At 67.5% G+C, this 25,572-nt stretch carries 16 protein-coding genes, 1 other RNA gene and 1 pseudogene; 9 read left to right on the top strand and 9 right to left on the bottom strand.

The features are described from left to right. Positions 1–52: 52 nt before the first annotated feature. Both fadA and fadB read right to left on the bottom strand, forming a co-directional pair. The gene (gene fadA / locus AR540_RS22920) at positions 53–1,231 is read right to left on the bottom strand and encodes an acetyl-CoA C-acyltransferase FadA (RefSeq protein WP_059232273.1); all 1,179 of its coding nucleotides are present in this window, start codon (positions 1,229–1,231) and stop codon (positions 53–55) included. A gap of 18 nt (positions 1,232–1,249) precedes the next feature. Then, positions 1,250–3,397: a fatty acid oxidation complex subunit alpha FadB gene (fadB, locus tag AR540_RS22915; RefSeq protein WP_059232272.1), complete on the bottom strand. Its 2,148-nt coding sequence runs from the start codon at positions 3,395–3,397 to the stop codon at positions 1,250–1,252. 413 nt (positions 3,398–3,810) lie between these two features. Here fadB and AR540_RS22910 point away from each other — a divergent pair, with 413 nt between their 5' ends. Next, the gene (locus AR540_RS22910) at positions 3,811–4,251 is read left to right on the top strand and encodes a universal stress protein (RefSeq protein WP_007162381.1); all 441 of its coding nucleotides are present in this window, start codon (positions 3,811–3,813) and stop codon (positions 4,249–4,251) included. 203 nt (positions 4,252–4,454) lie between these two features. Here the strand turns inward: AR540_RS22910 and AR540_RS22905 are convergent, their stop codons facing one another. Continuing rightward, positions 4,455–6,365, bottom strand: a complete 1,911-nt coding sequence (locus AR540_RS22905; protein ID WP_059232271.1) for an ATP-binding cassette domain-containing protein — start codon at positions 6,363–6,365, stop codon at positions 4,455–4,457. A gap of 210 nt (positions 6,366–6,575) precedes the next feature. Here AR540_RS22905 and AR540_RS22900 point away from each other — a divergent pair, with 210 nt between their 5' ends. The 5 genes and pseudogenes from AR540_RS22900 (at position 6,576) to phnE (ending at position 11,946) form a co-directional block, all read left to right on the top strand. Beyond that, on the top strand, positions 6,576–8,504 hold the full coding sequence (locus AR540_RS22900) for a transglycosylase SLT domain-containing protein (RefSeq protein ID WP_059232270.1): 1,929 nt from the start codon (positions 6,576–6,578) through the stop codon (positions 8,502–8,504). Between the two features lie 198 nt (positions 8,505–8,702). Beyond that, positions 8,703–9,551: a putative selenate ABC transporter substrate-binding protein gene (locus AR540_RS22895; RefSeq protein ID WP_059232269.1), complete on the top strand. Its 849-nt coding sequence runs from the start codon at positions 8,703–8,705 to the stop codon at positions 9,549–9,551. Beyond that, the gene (locus AR540_RS22890; protein ID WP_059232268.1) at positions 9,548–10,357 is read left to right on the top strand and encodes a phosphonate ABC transporter ATP-binding protein; all 810 of its coding nucleotides are present in this window, start codon (positions 9,548–9,550) and stop codon (positions 10,355–10,357) included. Before AR540_RS22895 ends, AR540_RS22890 begins: the two co-directional genes overlap by 4 nt. Continuing rightward, positions 10,351–11,163, top strand: a pseudogene (locus AR540_RS26160) (PhnE/PtxC family ABC transporter permease); the annotation flags it as partial. The gene AR540_RS22890 and the pseudogene AR540_RS26160, both read left to right, overlap by 7 nt. A gap of 33 nt (positions 11,164–11,196) precedes the next feature. Beyond that, positions 11,197–11,946, top strand: a complete 750-nt coding sequence (gene phnE, locus AR540_RS26155; protein ID WP_269085552.1) for a phosphonate ABC transporter, permease protein PhnE — start codon at positions 11,197–11,199, stop codon at positions 11,944–11,946. On the opposite strand, the gene selA is transcribed toward phnE, so the two are convergent. Then, positions 11,943–13,352 carry an L-seryl-tRNA(Sec) selenium transferase gene (selA, locus tag AR540_RS22880; RefSeq protein WP_059232266.1) on the bottom strand — a complete coding sequence of 470 codons (1,410 nt, stop codon included), beginning with the start codon at positions 13,350–13,352 and terminating at the stop codon, positions 11,943–11,945. The genes phnE and selA overlap by 4 nt on opposite strands. A gap of 288 nt (positions 13,353–13,640) precedes the next feature. On the opposite strand from selA, the gene AR540_RS22875 reads away from it, so the two are divergent. From AR540_RS22875 to AR540_RS22865, 3 genes are all read left to right on the top strand, one after another. Continuing rightward, positions 13,641–14,732, top strand: coding sequence for a hypothetical protein (locus AR540_RS22875; protein WP_059232265.1), 1,092 nt, complete (start codon positions 13,641–13,643; stop codon positions 14,730–14,732). 74 nt (positions 14,733–14,806) lie between these two features. After that, positions 14,807–14,885: non-coding RNA, sX9 sRNA (locus tag AR540_RS22870), on the top strand. 106 nt (positions 14,886–14,991) lie between these two features. Further along, a complete protein-coding gene (locus AR540_RS22865; protein ID WP_059232264.1) occupies positions 14,992–15,516 on the top strand; it encodes an ankyrin repeat domain-containing protein in 525 nt (174 codons plus the stop codon). Positions 15,517–15,705: 189 nt separating this feature from the next. On the opposite strand, the gene AR540_RS22860 is transcribed toward AR540_RS22865, so the two are convergent. The 5 genes from AR540_RS22860 to AR540_RS22840 form a co-directional block, all read right to left on the bottom strand. Then, positions 15,706–16,629 carry an SdiA-regulated domain-containing protein gene (locus tag AR540_RS22860; RefSeq protein ID WP_059232263.1) on the bottom strand — a complete coding sequence of 308 codons (924 nt, stop codon included), beginning with the start codon at positions 16,627–16,629 and terminating at the stop codon, positions 15,706–15,708. Between the two features lie 213 nt (positions 16,630–16,842). Continuing rightward, positions 16,843–20,838: a Pls/PosA family non-ribosomal peptide synthetase gene (locus AR540_RS22855; RefSeq protein ID WP_059232262.1), complete on the bottom strand. Its 3,996-nt coding sequence runs from the start codon at positions 20,836–20,838 to the stop codon at positions 16,843–16,845. A 231-nt stretch (positions 20,839–21,069) separates the two neighbouring features. Further along, on the bottom strand, positions 21,070–23,331 hold the full coding sequence (gene katG / locus AR540_RS22850) for a catalase/peroxidase HPI (RefSeq protein WP_059232261.1): 2,262 nt from the start codon (positions 23,329–23,331) through the stop codon (positions 21,070–21,072). Between the two features lie 479 nt (positions 23,332–23,810). Continuing rightward, entirely contained in the window at positions 23,811–24,728 is a 918-nt protein-coding gene (gene fdhE, locus AR540_RS22845; RefSeq protein ID WP_059232260.1) for a formate dehydrogenase accessory protein FdhE, read from the bottom strand. Positions 24,729–24,930: 202 nt separating this feature from the next. Continuing rightward, positions 24,931–25,554: a formate dehydrogenase subunit gamma gene (locus AR540_RS22840; RefSeq protein WP_059232259.1), complete on the bottom strand. Its 624-nt coding sequence runs from the start codon at positions 25,552–25,554 to the stop codon at positions 24,931–24,933. Positions 25,555–25,572: the final 18 nt, after the last annotated feature.

Raw genomic sequence — 25,572 nt, 5'->3', positions numbered from 1 at the left:
GAAAACCGGGGCAGCCCTGGGGGCGCCCCGGTCGGATGACGCACGCCGCGGATCAGCGCAGGCGTTCGAACACCGTGGTGATGCCCTGGCCGAGACCCACGCACATGGTGGCCAGGCCGAAGGTGCCGTCATTCTGTTTCATGACATTTAACAGCGTGCCTGAAATTCGGGCGCCAGAGCAACCGAAGGGGTGACCCAGGGCAATGGCGCCGCCGTGCAGGTTGACCTTCTCCTCCATCTTGTCGAGTACCTTGAGGTCCTTCAGCACCGGCAGGGCCTGGGCGGCGAAGGCTTCGTTGAGTTCGATGAAGTCGATGTCGGCGATGGTCAGGCCAGCGCGCTTGAGCGCCTTCTGCGACGCCGGCACCGGACCGTAGCCCATGATCGCCGGATCGACGCCGGCCACCGCCATGGAACGGATCTTCGCCAGCGGCTGCAGCCCCAGGTCCTGGGCCCGCTGGGCCGACATGACCAGCATGCAGGACGCACCGTCGGTGATCTGCGAGGAGGTGCCGGCGGTCACGGTGCCGCCCTTGGGGTTGAACGCCGGCTTCAGCGCGGCCAAGCCCTCGACGGTGGTTTCCGGGCGAATGGTCTCGTCGAAATCGAAGACCTTGAGGAAGCCGTTCTCGTCGTGACCTTCCAGGGGAATGATCTCGTCCTTGAACCTGCCTTCCTGGGTAGCCTTCCACGCCAGCTGGTGCGAGCGATAGCCGAACTGGTCCTGGGCCTCGCGGGTGATACCGTGCATCTTGCCCAGCATCTCGGCGGTCAGGCCCATCATGCCGGAAGCCTTGGCGGCGTGCAGCGACAGCTGGGGATTCGGGTCGACGCCGTGCATCATGCCGACGTGGCCCATGTGCTCCACCCCGCCGACGACGAAGACGTCGCCGTTGCCGGTCTGGATCGCCTGGGCGGCGGTGTGCAGGGCGCTCATGGAGGAACCGCACAGGCGGCTCACCGTCTGGGCGCCGCTGGTGTGCGGGATGCGGGTCAGCAGCGAGGCCATGCGGGCGATGTTCCAACCCTGCTCCAGGGTCTGGTTGACGCAGCCCCAGATCACGTCCTCCACCTCGGCCGGATTGACCTGGGGATTGCGGTCGAGGACCGCATCGATCAGCCGCGCGGACAGGGTCTCGGCGCGGGTATTGCGGTGCATGCCGCCCTTGGAACGACCCATGGGCGTGCGGGCGAAGTCGACGATGACGACGTCTCTCGGATTAAGGCTCATCTTGTTCTGGCTCCTGGCTCAACCAAAGAAGCGCTGGCCGGCGGCGGCCATTTCGCGAAGTTTGGGGGTCGGGTGGTACAGCGGCCCGAGGTCGGCATACTTGTCGGCCATGGCGACGAATTCGGCCACGCCGAGGCTGTCGATGTAGCGCAGCGCGCCCCCGCGGAAGGGCGGGAAGCCGATGCCGTAGATCAGGCCCATGTCGGCCTCGGCGGCACTGTCGACGATGCCGTCTTCCAGGCAGCGCACGGCTTCCAGGCACAGCGGTACCATCATGCGCTCGACGATTTCCTCGTCGGTGAACTCACGCTGTTCGTAGGTGACCGGCGCCAGCACCTCGGCCACGGCCGGATCGGCGACCTTCTTCGGCTTGCCCTTCTTGTCGGTCTCGTAGACGTAGAAGCCCTTGCCGTTCTTCTGGCCGAAGCGCTGGGCTTCGTAAAGGGCGTCCACCGCGGTCTTGCGACTTTCCTTCATGCGCTCGGGGAAGCCCTCGGCCATGACGTCGCGAGCGTGGTGGGCGGTATCCATGCCGACCACGTCCATCAGGTAGGCCGGGCCCATGGGCCAGCCGAATTTCTCCATCAACCGGTCGACCCGTTGGAAATCGGCGCCCTGGGCCAGCAGCGCGGCGAAGCCGCCGAAATACGGGAAGAGGATGCGGTTGACCAGGAAGCCGGGGCAGTCGTTGACCACGATGGGGTTCTTGCCCATCTGGCGGGCATAGGCCACGGTGGTGGCGATGGCCTTCTCGCTGGTCTTCTCGCCGCGGATCACCTCGACCAGGGGCATCATGTGCACCGGGTTGAAGAAGTGCATGCCGCAGAAGTTTTCCGGACGCTTGAGCGCCTGGGCCAGCAGGCTGATGGAGATGGTGGAGGTGTTGGAGGTGAGGATGGCGTCCTCGCGCACCTGGCCTTCCACTTCGGCCAGCACGGCCTGCTTGACCTTGGGATTCTCGACCACGGCCTCGACCACCAGGTCGACACTCTTGAAGTCGCCATAGGACAGCGTCGGGCGGATGCGGTTGAGCGCCTCGGCCATCTTCGCCGGCTCCAGGCGGCCCTTCTCGACGCGTTTGTTGAGCAGCTTGCTGGCTTCGCTCAGCCCCAGCTCCAGGGCTTCGTCGCGAATGTCCTTCATCAGGATCGGGGTGCCCTTGAGCGCGGACTGGTAGGCGATGCCGCCACCCATGATGCCGGCGCCCAGCACGCTGGCCAGCTTGACCGGCGCGGCCAGCTTCTCCAGTCCCTTGGCCTTGCGCTTGAGCGCCTGGTCGTTGAGGAACAGGCCGACCAGGCTGGCGGAGACCGAGGTCTGGGCCATCTTGGCGAAGCCCGCGCCCTCCACCTCCAGGGCCTTGTCGCGACCGTAGTTGGCGGACTTCTGGATCGACTTGATGGCTTCCAGCGGCGCCGGATAGTGCGGGCCGGCCTGGCCGGCGACGAAGCCCTTGGCCGATTCGAAGGCCATCATGGCTTCGATGGTGTTGAGCTGCAGCTTCTCCAGCTTGGGCTTGCGCTTGGCCTTGTAGTCCAGCTCGCCGGCAGCGGCGCGGCGGACCAGGTCCAGCGCGGCGTCGAACAGGTGCTCGGGAGCCACCACGGCATCGGCCACGCCGACCTTGAGGGCGGTCGCCGCATCGTTTTCCTTGCCGGAGGCAATCCATTCGATGGCGTTATCGCTACCGATCAGGCGCGGCAGGCGCACGGTGCCGCCCCAGCCCGGGTAGATGCCCAGCTTGACTTCCGGCAGGCCGATGCGCGCCGCGGTGCTCAGCACCCGGTAGTCGGCGGCCAGGGTCATCTCGCAACCACCGCCCAGGGCGATGCCGCCCACGGCGGCCACGGTAGGCACCGGCAGATCTTCGAAGTCGTTGAAGATGCGGTTGATCTCGGCGATGCCGGCCTGCAGCTCTTCGGTCGGCCGGCTGAACATCTCGACGAATTCGGTGATGTCGGCGCCGACGATGAAGACGTCCTTGCCGCTGGTGACGATGACGCCGCGCAGGCCGGCGTGGGCTTTCAGGGCATCCACGGCCTGGCGGAATTCGCGCAGGGTGATGGCGCTGAACTTGTTGACCGATTCGCCTTGGAGGTCGAAGCGAAGTTCGGCGATGCCGTCCTCCACGTCGCGCACCGAAAGGGCTTTGCCTTCGAAAATCATCAGCGGGTCTCCCTTGAGTCCTGGTCGCGAAGCGGGCGGCGGCTTGCGTGGAAGCCGAGAATCGCCAGCCCCGATATTGTTCTGTGGAGGGCACCGGCAGGCCGGGGCGAAAATTCATACAACCGTTTGAACGGCTCGCACAACCTTCTGGCAAAAGCGTGCGCTTGTCAATTGGGACGCACAGGGAAAGCGTAGTCGGAGGTTCGAGCGGTGGGCGCTTGAGCTTGCCGCACTTCTGTGCAAGATAGCCGTGGAGCTATCCCCGACTCCTGGAGTCGAAACTACAGGTGGACTGGAGTCTGGCTGAAAAGCCGCCGCGCGAGTGCCGGCGCTTTCCCGCTGAAGCCTGAAGTCCGCGAATCGAGCGTCAGCCACGGTACGGTCTGGCGCCCCATCATGAAGGAGAGAGGTGTATGGCCTACCAACACATATTGGTCGCAGTCGACCTGACCGAGGATTGCCAGCCGGTGATCCGGCGTGCGGTGGCGCTGGGTCAGTGCTGTGGCAGCAAGGTGTCGCTGGTGCACGTGGTCGAACCCATGGCCATGGCCTTCGGCGGCGACGTGCCCATGGACCTGTCGTCGCTGCAACAGCAGCAGATCGAGCAGGCGCGGGAGCGACTGGATGGCTTCACCACCCAGTACGCGGAGCTGGCCGGTAATTGCGTGCTGGCCTATGGTCAGCCGCGCCAGGAGATCCACCGCATGGCCAAGGAACAGGGCTGCGACCTCATCGTGGTCGGCAGCCATGGTCGTCACGGTCTGGCACTATTGCTGGGCTCGACGTCCAACGACCTGCTGCACGGGGCGCCCTGCGATACCCTGGCGGTAGCCCTGAAGAAAGACAAGGCCTAAGAGCCTGGGCAAAGTCTGCTGCGCGTCGGCCAGACGGCGGTGTAAATGGCCTGGATCGCCCTGTCGGAATGCTCATTTACACGCGTAAACGCGTTCGAGAGCCAGGGGCAGCTTCCTCAGCCACTTTCGTGGGGCCGCCCAGGCCTTGTTTGGCTCTGACTCGCAAGACTTTGAACAGGCTCCAAGTCCGCGGGCGGGCTGGATCACTCCAGCTCGGCCCAGCGCTCGATGAGGCGATCCAGCTCGGCCTGTAGCGCGTCCATGCGGGCGAGCTTCGCCTGGGTAACCTCGGCCGGCAGTTGGTAGAAGCCTGGATCGGCGATGGCGGTCTGCAAGGCTTCCAATTCGATTTCCGCGGTCTCGATGGCGGAAGGAAGCGCATCCAGCTCACGTTGCTCCTTGTAGCTCAGCTTGCGCTTGGTCGGTGCGGCGGCCGCGGCCACCGGTGCCGCGACCGGCGCAGGCTCGACCTTGGCGGCAGCTGCCGGCTTGTCTTCGCGGGTCTGGACCCCGAGCAGGCGTGGCGAGCCGCCCTGGCGCAACCAATCCTGGTAGCCGCCAACGTACTCCTGGACCCGCCCTTCCCCTTCGAACACCAGGGTGCTGGTCACCACGTTGTCGAGGAAGGCCCGGTCGTGGCTGACCATCAGCACCGTGCCCTCGAAGCTCAGCAGCACCTCTTCGAGCAATTCCAGGGTCTCGACATCGAGGTCGTTGGTGGGTTCGTCCAGCACCAGCAGGTTGGCCGGCTTGCTGAACAGCTTGGCCAGCAACAGGCGCGCACGTTCGCCACCCGACAGCGCCTTGACCGGGGTACGGGCGCGCTGGGGGCTGAACAGGAAGTCGCCCAGGTAGCTCAGCACATGGCGATCCTGGCCGTTGATGGTGATGAATTCGCGACCTTCGGCAAGGTTGTCGATCACGGTCTTTTCCGGCTCCAGCTGCAGGCGCAACTGGTCGAAGTAGGCGATCTCCAGCTTGGTGCCGTACTGGATCTTGCCGGTGGTCGGCTGCAGATCGCCCAGCAGCAGCTTGAGCAGGGTGGTCTTGCCCGAGCCGTTGGGGCCGAGCAGGCCGATGCGGTCGCCGCGCTGGATCAGCAGCGTCAGGTCGCGGATCAGCGGCTCGCCGCCGGGATGGGCATAGCTCATGTGCTCGGCGAGGATGACCTGCTTGCCGGACTTGTCCGCCGTCTCCAGCGTCAAGTTGGCCTTGCCCTGGCGCTCGCGGCGGTCGCTGCGCTCGTTGCGCATGGCCTTGAGGGCGCGGACGCGGCCTTCGTTACGGGTCCGGCGGGCCTTGATGCCCTGGCGAATCCAGACCTCTTCCTGGGCCAGGCGCTTGTCGAACAGCGCATTGGCGGTTTCTTCCGCGGCCAGTTGCTGTTCCTTGTGCACCAGGAAGCTGGCGTAGTCGCCCTGCCAATCGATCAGGTTGCCGCGATCCAGTTCGAGGATGCGGGTGGCCAGGGCCTGGAGGAAGGCGCGGTCGTGGGTGATGAACAGCACCGCGCCGGGATAGCCGCGCAGGGCGTCTTCCAGCCAGGCGATGGCGCCGATGTCCAGGTGGTTGGTAGGTTCGTCGAGCAGCAGCAGATCGGGCTCGGCCACCAGCGCCTGGGCCAGCAGCACGCGCCGCCGCCAGCCGCCGGAGAGCTCGGCCAGGGTCTTGTCGGCCGGCAGCTGCAGGCGGCTCAGGGTGCTGTCCACCAGTTGCTGCAGGCGCCAACCGTCACGGGCCTCCAGCTCCTGCTGGACGTGCATGAGACGCTCCATGTCCAGTTCGCCACTGGTGTCCTGGGTCAGGTGGTGGTATTCGGCGAGCAGTTCGCCGACGCCGGCCAGGCCCGCGGCCACCACGTCGAACACCGAGCGGTCATCAGCCCGCGGCAATTCCTGCGGCAGCTCGCCGATCTTCAACGCCGGGGCGCGCCAGACTTCGCCGTCGTCGGCCTGCTGCTCGCCCTTGACGATGCGCAGCAGGCTGGATTTGCCGGTGCCGTTGCGGCCGATGATGCATACCCGCTCGCCCCGCTCGATCTGCCAGGACACCCCGTCCAGCAAGGGGGTGACGCCAAAGGCCAGGGATACGTTGGTGAACTTGAGCAGCGCCATGGGTTTCTCCGCGAAAAAGGCGACCAGTCTAGCAGAGACGCCCACCCCGGCGCCGGCCGGCGAAACGCCCGCACCGCCCGACGGCAGGCCATGGCCGATGCTTTCGCCGCCTGGCGCCGACACGTAAGCTAGACTGCCCCGTGACGGGTCGGCCCATTGCCCTGCGCAGTGCATGCCACCCCCTCCGCATCCAGCTTTTACGGAATTCCCATGCGCGGTCGCCTGTTCGTCATCCTGCCCCTGCTCCTCGCTCCGCTGATCGGCTCCACCATTTCGCAAGCCGCTCCCCTGGAGCAGCAGCGGCAACTCTACGACCAGGCCAAGGCGGCACTGGACCGGGGCGATACCAGCGTCTACCTGGCCAATCGTGGCGAGCTGCGCACCTATCCGCTGGAGCCGTACCTGGCCTACGGCGAGCTGATCAAGCGCGTCCCCGGCGCCAGCGATGCCGAGATCGAGAATTTCCTTGCCGAGCATGGCGATCTACCGCAATCCAACTGGCTGCGTTTGCGCTGGCTGCGCAGCCTGGCCGACCGCGGTGACTGGAATCGTTTCGAGAAATACTACTCGCCCGACTACAACTTCACCGAGCTGGACTGCCTGCACGGCCAGTACCTGATCGCCCAGGGCGATGCCAGCGAGGGCTTCAAGCTGGCGGAGAAGTACTGGCTGGTGGGCAAGGCCCAGCCGACCACCTGCGACGGCCTGTTCCAGGCCTGGGCAGCGCGCGGGCAGCTCACCGAGGAGCGCGTGTGGGAACGGGCCAAGCTGGCCGCCGACAAGGGCGAGTACGGCCTGGTGCGCACCCTGATGGCCCAGTTGCCGACGCTGTCCGGCCAGGCCCAGCGCCTGATCGACGTGGCCCAGAAGCCGCAGCTGATCGCCAACGTCCAGGCCTTCGCCCCGGCCAGCGAGAGCCTCGCCGACGTGGTCGGCCTGGGTCTGCGCAAGCTGGCGCGCCAGGACCCGGAACAGGCCATGAGCCTGCTCGATGTCTACAGCCAGCGCATGCCTTTCACCCGCGACGAGAAGGTCGCCATCGCCCGCCAGATCGGCCTGACCCTGGCGAAGAACTTCGATCCGCGCGCCCTGCCGCTGATGGAGCGCTACGACCCCGAGCTGCGGGACGACGACGTCAGCGAATGGCGTGCCCGGCTGCTGCTGCGCCTGGGTCGCTGGAGCGATGCCCATGCGCTGATCGAGCGCTTTCCGCCGAGCCTGGCCAAGGCCAATCGCTGGGAATACTGGCGCGCCCGCACCCTGGAGCTGATGCAGCCACAGAGTCCGGCGGTGTTGCGCGAATACGCCGAAGTCAGTCGCGAGCGCGACTATTACGGCTTCCTCGCCGCCGACCGCAGCAAGGCGCCCTATCAACTCAACAACAAGCCGCTGGTACTGAGCGAAGCGCTCAAGCGCAAGGTACGCAACACGCCAGGCGTGCAGCGCGCCCTGGAATTCATCGCCCGGGGCGAGCCGATCAATGCCCGCCGCGAGTGGTTCTACGTCAGCCGCCACTTCAACCGCGACGAGCTGGTGGCCCAGGCGCGCCTGGCCTACGACATGCAGTGGTACTTCCCGGCGATCCGCACCATCAGCCTGGCCAAGTACTGGGATGACCTGGACATCCGCTTCCCCATCGCCTATCGCGAGAGTTTCGTGCGCGAGGCCCAGACCCGCGGCCTGCACAGCAGCTGGGTGTTCGCCATCACCCGCCAGGAGAGCGGCTTCATGGCCGATGCACGCTCCGGGGTGGGGGCCATGGGCCTGATGCAGCTGATGCCGGCCACCGCCAGCCATACCGCCAGCAAGTTCGCCATCCCCCTGGCCTCGCCGCAACAGGCGCTGACGCCGGAGAAGAACATCCAGCTGGGTACCGCCTACCTCTCCATGGTCCATGCCCAGTTCAACGGCAACCGGGTGCTGGCCTCGGCGGCCTACAACGCCGGTCCCGGCCGGGTGAAGCGCTGGCTGAGCGGCGCGCGCCACCTCGCCTTCGACGTCTGGGTGGAGACCATCCCCTTCGACGAAACGCGGCAATACGTGCAGAACGTGCTGGCCTATGCGGTGATCTACGGCCAGAAGCTAAATGCACCACAACCGCTGGTGGACTGGAACGAGCGCTTCTTCGACGAGACCTGAGTGCCACCAGGCCAGTCCAGGTACCGGCGCAGCGGACTCGAAGGCCCAGCCAAGTCCGCTGCTCGACCGCCCGCCAGAGCCCTTCCAGCGCCTCACCGCCCGATCCCGCTGAGCGTCGGCCCTGGGGCGGGCTGCGCAAAACAGCGCCACCCCCTATACTGCAGCCCCCTTTTTTCCGCTATTGAACCGGAGAAACCCATGCTCAAGCGTTCGCTGGCCCTGGCAGCAGGCCTGGCCCTGTCCCTGACGTCCCTGCTCTCCCACGCCGCCGCCGAACTGCGCGTCTCGGCCATTCCCGACGAGGCGCCCACCGAACTGATCCGCAAGTTCAAGCCCCTGGGTGAATACCTGGAACAGCGCCTGGGCATGCCGGTGAAATTCGTGCCGGTGTCCGACTATGCCGGCGTGGTGGAAGCCATGGCCTCGGATCGCCTGGACCTGGCCTGGTTCGGCGGCTTCACCTTCGTCCAGGCCCAGCGCAAGGCGCCGATGATTCCTCTGGTGCAGCGCGAGGAAGATCAGCAGTTCACCAGCAAGTTCATCACCGCCGACCCGGCCGTGAAGACCCTGCAGGACCTCAAGGGCAAGACCTTCGCCTTCGGTTCGGTGTCCTCCACCTCGGGCAGCCTGATGCCGCGCTACTTCCTGCAGCAGGATGGCATCGTCCCCGAGCAGTTCTTCTCGCGGGTGGCCTATTCCGGCGCCCACGACGCCACCGTCGCCTGGGTCGCCGCGGGCAAGGCCGATGCCGGCGTGCTCAATGCCTCGGTGTGGAAGAAGCTGGTCGATGCCGGCAAGGTCGATACCGACAAGGTGCGGGTGATCGCCACTACCCCGCCCTACTACGACTACAACTGGACGGTGCGCGGCAACCTCGACCCGCAGCTGGCGGCCAAGATCAAGCAAGCCTTCCTCGACCTGGACCCGGCCAAGCCGGCGGACAAGGCGATCCTCGACCTGCAGGCGGCCAGCCGCTTCGTGCCGACCTCGCCGGACAACTACAAGGGCATCGAGGCCTCGGCCCTGGCGGCCGGCCTGCTCAAGTGAGTCTCGCCCTCAGGGGCGTGACGCTGGTACACGCCGATGGCTCGCCCGCCCTGGCCGATCTGGACCTGCGCCTGGAACAGGGTGAGCAGGTCGCCCTGATCGGCCCCTCCGGGGCGGGCAAGACCAGCCTGCTACGGCTGCTGGCCACCGGGCTGCGGCCGGTCGCCGGGCAACTGGAGCTGCTCGGCGAAGACGCCTGGGCCCTGAGGGCACGGGCGCGGCGTCAGCTACGCGCCCGCATCGGTCTCATCCACCAGGCCCCTCCGCTGCCGGCGCGCCAGAGAGTCATCACCGCCGTGCTCGCCGGGCGGCTCGGTCAGTGGTCGCTGGCGCGCAGCCTGGTCAGCCTGGTGCATCCGCTGGATCGCGACGGAGCCGCCGCGGCCCTGGCGCCGCTGGATCTGGCCGACCGTCTCTACGCCTCCTGCGATCAGCTGTCCGGTGGGCAGTTGCAGCGGGTCGGCATCGCCCGAGCGCTCTACCAGCAGCCGCAGCTGCTGCTCGCCGATGAACCCGTGTCGGCCATGGACCCGGTGCTGGCCGGCCACACCCTGGAGGTGCTGCGCGACGCCGCGACCCGCCAGGGCACCACCCTGGTCACCAGCCTGCACAACGTCGAACTGGCCCTGCAACGCTTCCCGCGCATTCTCGGCCTGCGCGCCGGGCGGCTGCTGTGGGACAAGCCCGCCAGCGCCGTGACGACGGCCGATCTCGCCGCGCTCTATGCCAACGAGGGGCTGAGCACCACCCCAACGCCCGCCACGCCGGCCCCGGCCGAGACGCCCCTCGACCTGCCGCGATGCTGAATCCGCCCCACCGGGACCCCGCCGCCCGTCCCCGCCTGCTGTTGACCCTGCTGGCCCTGCTGCTGGCCTGGCCGACGCTGCACCTGGCGGAATTCGATCTGCTGGGTCTCTTCACCGGCGACAATGCCCGCACCATGGGCCACTTTCTCGCCGGCTTCTGGCCGCCGGCCCATGACGCCGGCTTTCTCGCCGTGCTTGGCCGCGCCACCCTGGAAACCCTGGCCATCGCCACCCTGGGCATGGCCCTGGCCGCGCTGATCGCCCTGCCCGCCGCCCTGCTCGCCACCCGCGCCCTGTCGATCTCCGCCCTGCCCCGCGCCGGCCGCCCGGGACGGCTGCCGCGGGTGCTCCGCGGCCTGGTCCGCGGGCTGCTGATCGTGCTGCGCAGCGTGCCGGAGATCGTCTGGGCGCTGCTGTTCGTCCGCGCCGTGGGCCTGGGCCCCACCGCCGGGGTGCTGGCCATCGCCATCACCTACGGCGGCATGCTGGGCAAGGTCTATGCGGAGATCTTCGAGTCGGTCGATCCACGCCCGGCGCGGGCCCTGCTGCTGCAGGGCGCCGGTCGTCTGCAGGCCTTCGTCTATGGCGTGCTGCCCAATGCCGCCGGGGAGATGATTTCCTACAGCGTCTATCGCTGGGAGTGCGCCATCCGCGCCTCGGTGGTGATGGGCTTCGTCGGCGCCGGCGGCCTCGGCCAGCAGGTCGACCTGTCGTTGCGCATGTTCGCCGGCGGCGAGGTGGCCAGCCTGCTGCTGACCTTCCTGGTACTGGTATTGCTGGCCGATGCGCTCAGTCGCCTGCTGCGCCAGGTGGAGCGCGGCCAGGGCCGTGGCCGCGGACTGCTGACGATAGCGGCGATGATCGTCGCCCTGCTCGCGTCCGCCAACTACCTGGGCACCGCCTTTGGCGAATTGCTGAGCGTCCGCGCCCTGGGCCAGATGGGCAGCTTCCTCGCCGACTTCCTGAAGCCCGACTTCTCCCTCGCCCAGCTGACCGCCGTGGTCCGGGGCGCCGTGGAAACCCTGGCGATGTCGGCCCTGGGCACTCTGCTCGCCGCGCTGCTGGGCCTGCTGCTGGCATTGCCGGCCGCCGGTCGTTTCGGCCTGGTCGCGCTAGCCCTGGCGCGCCTGCTGCTCAACGCCCTGCGCGCCGTGCCCGAGCTGGTCTGGGCAGCGCTGATGGTGCTGGCCACCGGGCTGGGGCCCAACGCCGGCACCCTGGCGCTGGCCCTGCACACCGCCGGAGTGCTCGGCCGGCTGTTCGCCGAAGCCCTGGAAAACACCCCCAAGGCACCGGCCGAGGCCATTCGCCTGGCCGGCGGTGGCGCGATAGCGGCCTTTCTCTACGGCACCCTGCCGGCGGTCTGGCCACAGTTGCTGGCCTATCTGCTCTATCGCTGGGAAAACAACATCCGCATGGCCAGCATCCTCGGCTTCGTCGGTGCCGGTGGCCTGGGGCAGCAGCTGTACTTCAGTCTGAGCCTGTTCCAGCAGGCCCAGGCCGCCACCGTGATCCTCGGCATGCTGGTGCTGGTGCTGGGCGTGGATCTGCTGAGCAATTGGGCCCGGCAGCGCTGGGTCGTTCGTTAACGAATTTCCGGCAGCAGCAACTCCGGCAACTGCGCCAGGAAGGCGGCTTCATCGTCGAGCTGGCGCATATCCAGCCAGAGGGCATCGGCGTCGATGCGCCCCACTACCGGGATAGGCAGCTGGCGCAGACCTTCTTCCAACTGCCGCAGGGCACGCCCACGCAGGCGCTTGCTGACCTGGGGACGGCAGCACAGGGCAGCGCCAGGCAGGCGGGCTATGGGCTGGGCACCGCTGCCGATCATGCCCAGCGCCGGCTCGACGCTGACCGCATAGGTATCGCCCAGGACGGCAGCGAAGGTGGGCAGCAGGCGCTCGGCCTGGGCGGTGATGTCCTCGGCCGGGCGCGACAGCAGGCGCAGGCTGGGCAGCCGCTCGGCCAGCCGATCCGGATCGCGGTAGAGCGCCAGGGTCGCCTCCAGGGCGGCCAGGGTCAGCTTGTCCACCCGCAGGGCGCGCTTGAGCGGATTCTTCTTGATGCGTTCGACGAGGTCCCGACGACCGACGATCAGGCCGCACTGAGGGCCGCCGAGCAGCTTGTCGCCACTGAAGGTCACCAGGTCCGCCCCGTCGCGCAGGGTCTGCTGCACCGTGGGCTCGGCGGGCAGGCCCCAGCGGGTGAGGTCCACCAGGGTGCCGCTGCCCAGGTCCTCCAGCAACGGAACGTCGTGGGCGCGAGCGATGGCGGCCAGCTCCGCCGTGGCCACGCTGGCGGTGAAGCCCTGGACGCTGTAGTTGCTGGTGTGCACCCGCATCAGCAGCGCGGTGCGCGGGCCGATGGCGGCTTCGTAGTCACGGGCATGGGTGCGATTGGTGGTACCCACCTCCACCAGCTTGACCCCGGCGCGGGCCATGATGTCGGGGATGCGGAAGGCACCACCGATCTCGATCAGCTCGCCGCGGGACAGCACCCCTTCCTTGCGCGCGCCGATGGCGTGCAGGGCCAGCAATACCGCCGCGGCGTTGTTGTTGACCACGGTCACCGCCTCGGCACCGGTGAGTTCGCGCACCAGGTCGGCGACCAGGTCGTCGCGATCGCCACGCTTGCCGGTGGCCAGGTCGAATTCCAGATTCATCGGCTGGCGCGCGGCCTGGGTCACCGCGGCGACGGCCTCTTCCGCCAGCAGCGCCCGCCCCAGGTTGGTGTGCAACACCGTGCCGGTGAGGTTGAACACCCGCCGCACCCGCGGCCGGCTGCTCAGGGCCAGGCGCTCGCCGAGGCGGCCGGCCAACACGCCCTCTTCCACCTCCACGGCGGTCAGGGTGCCGGCCCGCAGGGCCTCGCGCAGATCGTCCAGCAAGGAACGATAGCCGCCAAGGACCTGCTCGCGACCATGGCGTTCCTCCAGCGGACGCGAAGCGGGATGCCGCAGCAGGCGGTCGATGGACGGCAGGCGAATGGCGGTCATGAAAGCCTCTCGGGTCGAGTCGCCCCCCAGTGTAGCCCGAACCCGCGGCGGGTCGTCCCGGGTGGCGAAGGACGCCGACGACCGCCGAACGCTGGTGCGCTCCCGCGTGGCGAGCCGGGAAGGCAGACCTGGGTCGTCTGGAAATGACCTCCAAGTTCCCGGTTTGCCGCGTGCCAGAGCCCGTCCTAGGATGGGAGTCAAGTGCCTTCCCGACCGCCTGAGCGAGGCGCCGCGAGGAAAGCCCTGGCCACCACGTCCACCGCCCACGACAACAACAAAGGTGCCGTCATGTCCAAGAAAGCCTCCCCCTGGGCGAGCGATGCCCTCCTCGACACCAGTGACCTCATCAGCCTCGGCAACTTCACCTATCTACAGGCGCTGAAGACCGCCGCCCCGGCGCTGCCGCACCAGACCGCTTCGGCCACGACGCCTACCGTCAGCGAATTCCTCAATGGCGCCATCAGCGAGTACGTGCTGGGCGGCACCCCCGACGGCATGCGCCCTTTCCTGGTCGATGGTCATCAGATGACGCTGCACAACTCGCTCAACGGCGCGACCGCCCATACCTGGATCACCGCCGAGAACCAGTTGCTCATCAGCTACGCCGGCACCACCCGCGGCGAGAACCTGCTGATCGATCCCCTGTCCACCGCAGGAGGTTTGCTGAGCGACCTGCAGATCCTCAGCCAGCAGGTCTCCAGCGCGCAGCGGCAGTCGCTGGACTTCGCCCATCAAGTGATCGAGGCAGCGGCCAAGCAGGGCTATGGCACCCAGGACATCTTCGTCACCGGTCATTCCCTGGGGGGCATCTCGGCGGAATACGTCGCCCAGCAGACCGGCCTCGGTGGTATCAGCTTCGAGGCCTCGGGCATCCCACGCGATGCCCAGGCGGCAGGCCACGGCAGCAACTTCGTCAACGTGGTCACCCTTGGCGATCCGGTGGCCAACTACAGTTCCGACATCCACGGTGAGCAACCCTTCGCCCCCACCTTCGTCAGCCAGGCCGAGGGCGGCGGCAGCCTGCCGCACTATGGCTCGCTGTTCCTGATCGGCGCCCAGGCGGACCAGCACGACCTGGCCCAGGCGGCGGCCAAGGTAGGCCATCTGTTCACCGGCGATAACGGTGGCCAGGTCAATCCCCTGGATGCCGCCCTGCACCCGGTCAGCGTCACCGCGGGCCTGGCCGAGGCGGCGCGGCTGATCGCCGAATTCCATCTGCCAGCGGCCGAGTACACCAACCTGGGCGTGACACCTACCGGGGGCTTTCTCGATACCCTGCCGGCCCATATCGGCACGGCCCATGGCCCGGTGCTGATGGTCGGCAACTACAGCGTGGCGGAATTGCAGGCCTTTGCCGAGACCCACGCGACCTTCGGCTGAGAGCCGCTCATAAAACTACTGCGCGTCCGCCAGGCGGGCGCGTGCAGTGCTCGAAATCCTCATGTACCGCTCGTACGCTCGCGCGCGAGCCCGGTGCGGTTCCTGCGCGCCGCGCGTACCCGCCTGACAGCCGCTCGCGACGTTTTATTAGCCGCTTCAGGCTCTGACGGAAGGAAACTTCCGGCGTATCGCCCGGGTCTGCCTCCCTATCGCTCGAGGCCTTCAGGGCCCCGCTGCCCGCATCGACCAGGAGAACCCCATGACCGCAGACGGTCCCCAGCGCATGACCGACGAAGAAGCCCAGGAATTCGCCACCGAGGTGTTCAACCTCGCCCGCACCGGCAATGCCGAGGTGCTGGACAAGGTGCTGGACAAGGGCCTGACGCCCAACCTGCGCAACCACAAGGGCGATAGCCTGCTGATGCTGGCCAGCTACCACGGCCACCTGGAGGCCAGCCGCGTGCTGTTGGAGCATAAGGCCGATCCGAACCTGGCCAACGACATGGGCCAGTCACCGCTGGCCGGCGCGGCCTTCAAGAACAACCTGCCCATGGCCGAATTGCTGCTGGAACACGGCGCCGCCGTGGAGGGCGCCATGCCCGACGGCAAGACCGCGCTGATGATGGCGGCCATGTTCAATCACGTGCGGATGGTGGAATTGCTGGTCGCGCGGGGCGCCGATCCCCGGGCACGCGACGCCGCCGGCAATACGGCGCTGAGCGTGGCCCGCGCCATGGGCGCCCAGGATACGCCCGCCGTGCTGGAGCGGCTGGGGGGCGTTTGATCAGAGCCTATTCAAAGGCTCGCGAGCTAGAGACAAACAAAGCGAAAATGCCTGAGGAAGCGGATCGGACCCGCGCTCGAGTTTACAAAGGGTAAATGAGCATTGCGACGGGGCCGCCTAGGTGGGGCTGGCCTTCCAGGGCATTTTCAACGCCGTTTGGCCGACGCGCAGCAGGCTTTGAACAGGTTTTTAGCGCTTCTGGTAGCGATAGAACAGGTTGGGTTCGCTGACCACATAGAGATTCCCGGCCGTATCCAGGGTGACGCCCTCGGGCTGGCGGATACGCCGTGACAGGCCGCCGAAGGGCGCCGCCAGGGAGCGGGTATCCAGGGTCCGGCCCTGGTCGTCGAGTTCGATCAGCACCCGCGATTCGTCGCTGAGCAGCAGCAGGTGGCCGCTGCGGCGATCGACGTGGATGGCGGACAGGTCACCGGTGCTGGGCGCCTGATCCAGCCAGGCCTGGCGGTCGATGATGCGCAGGGCGAAGTCGCCGTCGAAGCTTTTCAGCAGGCCGCGGATTTCATAGAGCTTGCGCGGTGAGTGCTCCTTGACCACGAACAGGCGATCATGGGCCGCGTCGTAGTCCAGCCCCTCGAAGCCCTGGTTGGCGCGGGGGAAGAGGTCCAGGGTCAGGCTGCGGTAGTCGCTGCGCCTGAGCACGTCGTCACCCTCGGGAAGGTTCACCAGGGTCAGGGCATTGGCGCCCTCTTCCGCCAGTAGCAGGCGGTCGTTGCCCAGGTAGGTCACGCCCTCGACGTCGTCGAAGCCTTCCAGGCGATGCCGTTCCAGCAGGTCACCGTCGCGACTCAGGGCCAGCAGCTCCGGCGGATTGTTGACCACCGCCCAGAGCCGGTCCCGCACCGGGTCGTAGCTGAGATCCGAGAGATTCTCGCTGATGCCGGCCACCGGCTTGGCTTCCACCACCACCCGGTAGCGACCCAGCTCCAGCGAGGTACGGGGCTCGCTCTGCCATTGCTGGCCGAGCCAGAACAACAATTGACTATCCAGATGGCTGCTACGCAGGCCCTGGGTCACTCCCAGTGCCAGCAGCAGCGCCAGGGCAAGCAGCCAGCCGGTCCGTCCGATCCTGATCCGTCGTACCCACGCCGTCATCGCCTTGCCCCGTCATCGTTGTACGGGGCGGAGTATCCAGGGCTGTCTTTATGGTTGTATGACAGAGAGTCCAGAGCCTGTTCAAAGTCTCGCGAGCTAGAGCCAGACAAGGCGAAAACGGCTGAGGAAGCGGAATTTACGAGTGGTAAATGAGCATTCCGAAGCCGTTTTCAACGAAGTATGGCCGACGCGCAGCAGACTTTGAGCTGGCTCTCAGCGGCGTGGCTGGACCGGGTTACCTTCCCAGCGCGAGCGTGCCGGCAGGGTCTCGCCCTTCATCACCAGCGACAGCGGGCCCAGCTCCACGTCGTCGCCGACGCGGGCGCCGTAGAGCACCACGCTGCGCGGGCCCAGGTTGACGCCCTTGCCCAGCTCGACCTCGCCGACCTTCATCACCCGGTCTTCGAACAGGTGGGTCTGGGGACCGGCCAGGGCGTTGAGTTCGCCATGGTCACCGAGGCGCACGCAGTCGAATTCGGTGAGGTCGGTGCTATCCAGGTAGGTACCGCGACCCAGCCGGGCGCCGAGCAGGCGCAGGGCCAGCGGCAGCCAGGGCGTGCCGCGCAGGGTGCCGAGCAGGTTGGGCACCGCCAGGGTCTCGTAGAGGCTGGTGATGGCCTCGCTACGCCAGACGAAGAAGGTCCACATGGGCGCCGAGCGCGGACGATAGCGCCCTACCACCAGCCACTTGAGCGCCAGCACCACCCCGAAGCTGGCCAGGGCGAAGGCGCTGCCGGCCAGCAGGGTCTCGCCGAGCAGTGGCAGCCAGGCACCCTGCTGCCACAGCGGTACCAGGGCTTCGGCGATGGCGCAGCCGGCAGCCACGGTGAAGCCGGTGGGCAGCACGATGCGCAGGGCCTCGATCAGGCCGCGGGCCACCCGACGCCAGGGCGCCGGGCGGAAGGTCAGGCTTTCCGGGTAGCCGGTGAGGGTTTCCCGCGCCGGCAACCGTACTGCGGGCGAGCCGAGCCAGGTTTCGCCCTGGCGCAGCGGTACGCCTTCATCGAGCCGGCCCAGCACGCCGATCAGGGCATCCTCGGGGACATGGCAACCATCGGCGACGTAGGCACCGTTGCCGACGAAGCTGCGGCGGGCGATGGAGGTGCGTTTGAGGGTCATCCAGCCCTGGGCGACCTGCTCGTCGCCGAGCATCACGGCGTCGGCGATGAAGGTCTCGGCGCCCAGCTCCAGCAGCGAGGACACCGGGCCCTGGGCGGTGGAAATCTCGGCGTCACGGCCGACGCGCGCGCCCAGCAGGCGGTACCAGAGCGCCGAATAGACCGTGGCATAGAGTCCCTGCAGACTCTGCAGCGCCGACTCCTGGATCAGGTTGGCCAGCCATTTGCGCCAGTAGAAGAAGCTGTCGACCGACCACTGGCCCTCTTCCAGGCGCGGCAGGATCAGCCGGCGGGCCAGGGCGCAGCCGAGCAGGGTCAGGGCCACGCTGACCACGCCCAGTGGCAGGGCCAGCACGCCGTATTGCAGGGCATCGAGCAGCAGCGAAGAGGTGTGCCACCAGGGCAGGCCACCGAAGCTTTCCAGCTCGTCGATCAGCAGCGCCAGGGGGAACAGCGGCATGAAGAACAGCACCGATACCGCCAGGCCGCTGAGGGCGTAGAGTCCGTTCAGCAGCGCACGGCGAGCGCGGGAGACCGGGGCTGGCGGCGCGACGCGGGCACCCACGGCGCCCTGGTCATGGGCCGGGGCACCGCCCCAGACGCGACCGTCCGGGACCTGCTGGCCACTGCGCAGCGCGGACTGGGCTTGCAGGCGGGCGCCAGCACCGAGGCGGGTGTCACCCTCGAGGATGGCATAGGACCCCACCTGGGCTTCCGCACCGACGCTGACGGCGCCCAGCAGCAACTCGCCACGCAGCACCCGGGCGTTCTCGAAGTTGACGCCATTGCCCAGGCTCGCACCCCGCTCCAGGGAGAGCAGTTCGGGGACGCGCAGGGTGAAGGTACCGATGAACGCCTCGGTGCCGACCTGGGCACCCAGCGCCCGTAGCCAACCCCGCGCCAGCGGCGAGCCGCAGAGCAGGTAGGCCGGGGCCAGGGCCAGGAAGCGCTCACCGAGCCACCAGCGGTAGTAGGTCAGGCCCCACAGCGGATAGCGACCGGCTTCCAGGCGTCCGGTGAGACGCTTGCCGACCAGGGCCACGGCGAATTCCAGGCCGATGGCCAGGACGAACAGCCCCAGGGCGGTCAGCATGGCCAGTGGCAGCGCCGTACCGGAATGGATCAGCAGGGGGAAGGCCAGGAACGGCGCCAGCCAGCGCCCCAGGCGCAGGGTCACCAGCGGCGGCAGGGCCACCGCCTGGGCCAGACCACAGCGCCAGCGCCGCCAGCGACTGGGCGGGGCCCAGGCCTCGGTGGCCGTGGCCTCGCCGGCCTGTTCGGCATCGGCTTCGAGGGTTTCGGCGATGGCACCCAGGGTGCGACCGGCATAGACCGCCTTGACCGTGGCGCTGGCATAGCGCGGGTCCTGGCGCAGCCGCGAGACCAGCCGCGCGGCGAACAGCGAATGACCACCGAGGTCATCGAAGAAATCCATCTCGGCCAGCAGGGCTTGGCCGGGGAACAGCTCGGCGGTGGCCGCCAGGACCGCGCCGAGGGCGCCGCTGGCCGCGACCACCGGCGCCACGGCAGCGATGGCCAGCGGGCGGGCGCGCAGTTGCTTGCGATCGATCTTGCCGGAATTCAGCCGCGGCATCTCGCCGAGCCATTCGAAGCGGCTCGGCACCATGTACAGCGGCAGGCAGCCGGCCAGCTCGGTCCGCAACAGGTCGCTGCGCGGCAGCGGGCCGCCGTCGCCGACCATGAAGGCCACCAGTTGCTCCACGCCGCCCTCTTCGCGCAGCACCACGGCCACGGTGCCCACGCCGGGTTGCCGGGCCAGGGTGGCTTCGATCTCCCCCAGTTCCACGCGATAGCCACGGATCTTCACCTGGTCGTCGACGCGGCCCAGGCAGTGCACCTGGCCGTGTTCGTCGACCCGCGCCAGGTCCCCGGTGCGATAGAGCTTGAGGTCGTGACTGCCGGTGCTCCAGGGGTTGGCCAGGAATTTCTCGGCGGTCAGCTCCGGACGGCCCAGGTAGCCATCGGCCACGCCCGGACCGCTGATGCAGAGTTCGCCCACCTGGTCGCGCGGCAACAGCGCCAGGGGGTGGCTGGCATCGGCGTGCACCACCAGCAGGCTGTAGTTGGGCAGCGGCCGGCCGATGGTCACCGGCTCGCCCGGTTGCAGCTGCGCCAGACTCGCCGAGACGGTGGCCTCGCTCGGGCCATAGGTGTTGAACAGGCGCCGCTGCGGCCGGCTCCAGCGCGCCACCAGCGGCTCGGGGCACATCTCGCCGCCGAGGTTGATCAGCCGGAGGCTGGGGACGTCTTCCGGCAGCAACGCCAGCAGCGTCGGCACCACATGTAGCACGCTGATGCGATTGGCGGTCAGGGCGCGGGCCAGGGCTTCGGGATCGGCGGTGATCTCTCGCGGCGCCAGCCAGAGGGTGGCACCTACCAGGTAGCTGATCCAGATCTCTTCGAAGGACATGTCGAAGGCCACCGAGAAACCCTGGTAGACCCGGTCGCCGGCCTCGATGCCGAGCAGCGAATTCTCGCTGCGCAGGAAGTGGCAGATGCTGTCCTGGCGAATGCCGATACCCTTGGGCTTGCCGGTGGAGCCGGAGGTGTAGATCAGGTAGGCGAGGTTGTCCGGCGAGACCTGGCCGCGGCGACGCAGGGTCTCGCCAGTGGCCAAGGGGGCGCTCAGCAGATTCGGCGTACAGCACGCAAGGCCCGGACGCGCCAGCAGATCGGCGAACGGCGCCCCGGTGATCACGATGACCGCCTGGGCATCCTCCAGGCAGAGCGCCACACGGTCGGCCGGCGTTTCGGCATCGCAGGGCAGCCAGGCGGCGCCGGTCTTGGCGATGGCCAATTGCATCACCAGCAGCTCTATGCCGCGCGGCAGCCAGAGGCCGACCACCCGACCCGGTCCGGCACCCGCGGCCAGCAGCCGCGAAGCGGCGCGGTCGGCCCAGGCGTCCAGCTCGCCGTAGCTCAGGCTGCGCTCGCCTTCGAGCAGCGCCGGCCGTTCGGGCGCCCGTGCCGCGGTAGCCTCGAACAGATCGGCGAGGACTTCGTCGCGACACAGGTCGGGGCGCACGGCACCTTCGACCAGACTGAGAGAGAGTTCGGCAAGCGCTTCCATGGGGACAGCCTCTGGTTGTTTAGCGCAGTTTGTATCTCTCCGGTTACGCGCTCCTTAAGGCGGAATTAGGGTTTGCTTAAGGCGGGATGGCGCAAGCCTCACGGGGATCGCGCCCTCTCTGAGAGGCGGGTTTTTCCGGCGCAACCACTGATCGGCGACGGACGGGGACCTCGCTGGCGAGGCCAAAAAAAACGCCTCCCGAAGGAGGCGTTTTCAGTTACCGCGCAACGATCAACGCAGATCGAAACGATCCAGCTCCATCACCTTGGTCCAGACCTTGACGAAGTCCTTGACGAACTTCTCCTGGGCGTCGGCACTGCCGTAGACCTCGCTCAGCGCCCGCAGCTGGGCGTGGGAACCGAACACCAGGTCGACCCGGGTACCGGTCCACTTCAGGGCGCCGGTCTTGCGATCGCGACCTTCGAAGGTGGCCTTGTCCGGACCGGTGGCCTTCCACTCGGTGGCCATGTCCAGCAGGTTGACGAAGAAGTCGTTGGTCAGGGTCTGCGGCCGTTGGGTGAAGACGCCGTGCTTGGCGCCGCCCACGTTGATGTCCAGCACACGCAGGCCGCCCAACAGCACCGTCAGCTCCGGCGCGGTCAGGTTCAGCAGGTGCGCCTTGTCCACCAGCAGGAATTCCGGCTTGACCTTGAACTCCCCGCCCACGTAGTTGCGGAAGCCATCGGCCCAGGGCTCCAGGTGCCCGAAGGAATGGACATCGGTCTGCTCCTGGGAGGCATCCACGCGACCCGGGGTGAAGGGCACGCTGATCGAGTGACCCGCCGCCTGGGCGGCCTTTTCCACGCCGACGCTACCGGCCAGCACGATCAGATCGGCGATGGAGACCTGCTTGCCCTGGCCCTTGAAGTCACGCTGGATGCCTTCCAGCACGCCCAGCACCTTGGCCAGTTGCGCCGGCTGGTTGACCTCCCAGTCCTTTTGCGGTGCCAGGCGCAGACGGCCGCCGTTGGCCCCGCCCCGCTTGTCGGAACCGCGGAAGGTGGACGCAGCCGCCCAGGCGGTGCCGACCAGTTCGGATACGCTCAGGCCGGAGGCTGCCAGCTTGTCCTTGAGCGCCTTGACCTCGGCCTCGCCCAGGGGCTCACCTTCGGCCTTGGGCAGCGGGTCCTGCCACAGCAGCTCTTCGGCCGGGGTTTCCGGGCCCAGGTAGCGGGCCAGGGGCCCCATGTCGCGGTGGGTCAGCTTGAACCAGGCACGGGCGAAGGCGTCGGCCAACTGGTCAGGGTTTTCCAGGAAACGGCGGGAGATCTTCTCGTAGGCCGGATCGAAGCGCAGCGCCAGGTCCGAGGTCAGCATGGTCGGCTGGTGACGCTTGCTGGGATCGTGGGCATCGGGCACGGCACCCGCCCCGGCGCCGTCCTTCGGCCGCCACTGGTGGGCACCGGCCGGGCTCTTGAACAGCTCCCACTCGAACTTGAACATGTTCTCGAAGTATTCGTTGCTCCAGCGGGTGGGCGTGGAGGTCCAGGTCACCTCAAGACCACTGGTGATGGTGTCAGCGCCCTTGCCGGTGCCGTAGCTGTTCTGCCAGCCGAAGCCCTGCTGCTCCAGGTCGGCGGCTTCCGGCTCGGCGCCCACGCTGGTGGCCGGACCGGCACCGTGGGTCTTGCCGAAGGCGTGACCACCAGCGATCAGGGCGACGGTTTCCTCGTCGTTCATGGCCATGCGGCCGAAGGTCTCGCGGATATCATGGGCCGAGGCCACCGGGTCGGGGTTGCCGTTCGGACCCTCGGGGTTCACGTAGATCAGGCCCATCTGCACCGCGGCCAGCGGATTCTCCAGCACGCGGCTGGGACCTTCGTTGCGGCTGTGCTCGACCGGATGCTGCTCGGGCTGCGCGGTCAGCACGCCATCGCCGGGCTGCTCCATCTGCTTGTGCTGGCCGTAGCGGACGTCGCCACCCAGCCAGACGGTTTCCGAACCCCAGAACACCGCATCGTCCGGTTCCCAGACGTCCTGACGACCGCCGGAGAAGCCGAAGGTCTTGAAGCCCATGGATTCCAGGGCGACGTTGCCGGTGAGGACGATGAGGTCGGCCCAGGAGATCTTGCGGCCATACTTCTGCTTGACCGGCCAGATCAGCCGGCGCGCCTTGTCCAGGCTGACGTTGTCCGGCCAGCTGTTGAGCGGGGCGAAGCGCTGTTGGCCCTGGCCCGCACCGCCGCGACCATCACCGACTCGATAGGTACCGGCGCTGTGCCAGGCCATGCGCACGAACAGCGGACCGTAGTGGCCGAAGTCGGCCGGCCACCAGTCCTGGGAATCGGTCATCACGGCGCGCAGGTCGGCCTTCACCGCTTCCAGGTCCAGGCTCTGGAATTCCTTGGCGTAGTCGAACTCCTCGCCCATGGGGTCGGACAACGACGAGTGCTGGTGCAGGAAGTTGAGATTGAGCTGGTTCGGCCACCAATCCTTGTTGGTGGTACCACCGCCGGCGGCGTGATTGAACGGGCACTTGGATTCGGTCGACATCTTCTTGGCTACCTTAGGTCTTGTTCATCCGGTTGGTCGGCCGCGACGGCGTCACGGCCTGCTGAAGTCGTGGTTCCGGCGGCTTAGGCCTGTTGGCTCGACAGGTACCGATGCCAGGCTCGGACCGGCGTCGATGGGAGCCCTACCACGGGCAAAAAAGCGGACGTTTCGAGCATTGTTATCCCCTCATCAGATGGGCACACCGCCGAAGCGGCGCAAACTCCATACTAGACGCCTTAGCCGCGCGGCGTGATAGAAGGTTTTGTGCCCGTCGATAGACTGGCTCTGCAACATGACCTGGCGGCGACAGGGCGCCGCCGACTGACTCTTGGCGCGATAAGCATCATTGGCGACCGCTTCGCCGAGGTTCGTGCGGCTTGGCTTCACGAAGTACAGGCGGGTGCGTACGCCAACAATGGCAAAGCCCAGGCAGCCCGCCATAGGCGAAAACGGAAGCTACGGCGACCGCCCTGCCCGGTCTAGCCCGGGGCGAACAGCAGGTTGGGCGCGTGGCGCTGGTAGCCCTCTTCCGCCAGGCGGACGTCCAGCGCCAGGCTGGCAAGGTCGGCGGACAGGGGTTCGCTGCGGGCGTCATGGTCGCGATAGAGGTGCTTGAGGTAGGTCTTGCAGTGGGCGCAGGTCTCGGCGCGCAGGGGCGCCTTCTGGGCATTGGCATCGTCGGCCCCCAGGGAGTAGTAGCCCAGGCCCTTGCCGGTCTCGCAGTGGCTGCACTTGACCCGCACGAAGTGCCATTCGCAGGCGCATAGCGAACAGGTGAGGTACCTCAGGCCATTGGCCTTGCCCAGGTGATGGATGACGCCGGCCATGGGTGGCGCGCCGCAGCAGGGGCAGGACGTCTGGCTGCCCTGTTCGCGCAGGGCGCTGAAGTCGCTGCGTTGCAGCCAGTGGGTCCAGGCCAGTTGCAGGCTGGCGCCGAGGAAGGGCACCACGCCGGCCGGCACCAGTTCGTAGCTGCCCGCCAGCAGGGCGATGGCCCAGGCCTTGCGCTGGCCGGCATCGGCCTGGCGCAGTTCGTCCAGGGCGGCCTGCACCGACGCCTGCTCGATCTTCAGGGCCTCCAGCAGGGCATCCAGCGCGGGTAGCCAGTGGCCTTCGCGCACCAGGGTGTCGTAGCCCAGCGGCGGCAGGCCGTGCTCGAGGCTCTGGGCATGGCGCGCCTCGTCCAGCGGCAGGAGTGCGAGGCGGTCGAAGACCCCTTGCTGGGCCTCGCAGAGCTCAGCCATCAGCAACAGGTAGTCGCCCAGGGCATTGCCGGCGGCCAGCAGGCGCAGGCGATCGGCGCGATAGCCGAACAGCTCGCCACCAGGCAGCAGGATGAAATCGGGATTGACGGCCGCGGCTTCGATTTCGCCGGGTTCGAGGATCTGGCCCGCCATGGCAGGGCTCCTTAGCAGAACGGTGGAAGAGGAGGATTCAGGATAGCGGGAGGGTTGGGGGTGTTGGGTTTCGTAAGGCAGACGCCACCGTTACCCTCACTCCAACCCTCTCCCAGAGGGAGAGGGGGTCGAATCGGCGTACGGGGAAAGCACCCTGCACCCTAGACGCGGTTGGGCAGAGCGCAGCCCGACGGCGACGGACTTACTTCTTCTCGCGGGTGACCTTCTCGTACCACAACGAGTGGTGCTTTTTCGCCCAGGCGCGACTGACCCAGCCGGTCATCATCGCGGTCACCGAACCCTTGATCCAGATCCCGGCATAGATGTGCACGATGATCGACAGCACCAGCACGAAGGCGGCGGCGGCATGGGCCAGGGCGCCCAGGCGGATCACCGGGATGGGGAACAGGTGGGCGAAGTATTGCCGCCAGATCACCACGCCGCTGACCAGCAGGACCAGCATGCAGGCCAGCAGCACCCAGAACAGGATCTTCTGCCCGGGGTTGTACTTGTCGATCGGCGGCAGCTTTTCCTCGCGGTTGTTCAGCACGTCGTCGATCTGCTTGAGCCACTGGGCGTCTTCGCGACCGATCTTGTTGTGCCGCCAGAAGCGGATCACCAGGAAGGCGAAGAACACGAACATCGCCACGCCCATGAAGGGATGCAGGATGCGCGTCCAGGTGCCGCCGCCGAACAGGCTCGACAGCGGGAACAGCGCGGGATGGAACAGCGCCAGTCCCGACAGCCCGGCCATGAAGAACAGGATCGCCACGATCCAGTGGTTGGTCCGCTCGTTGGCGTTGTAACGCTGGATTTCAGGTTTCATCTCGATCTCCCAGGACGC

Origin of the sequence: Pseudomonas sp. EpS/L25 (assembly GCF_001512295.1) — a bacterium.
In the GTDB taxonomy this organism is placed as follows: domain Bacteria; phylum Pseudomonadota; class Gammaproteobacteria; order Pseudomonadales; family Pseudomonadaceae; genus Chryseomonas.
Note: the sequence above shows the minus strand (reverse complement) of the source record. Positions and strands in the feature narration are given on the sequence as shown.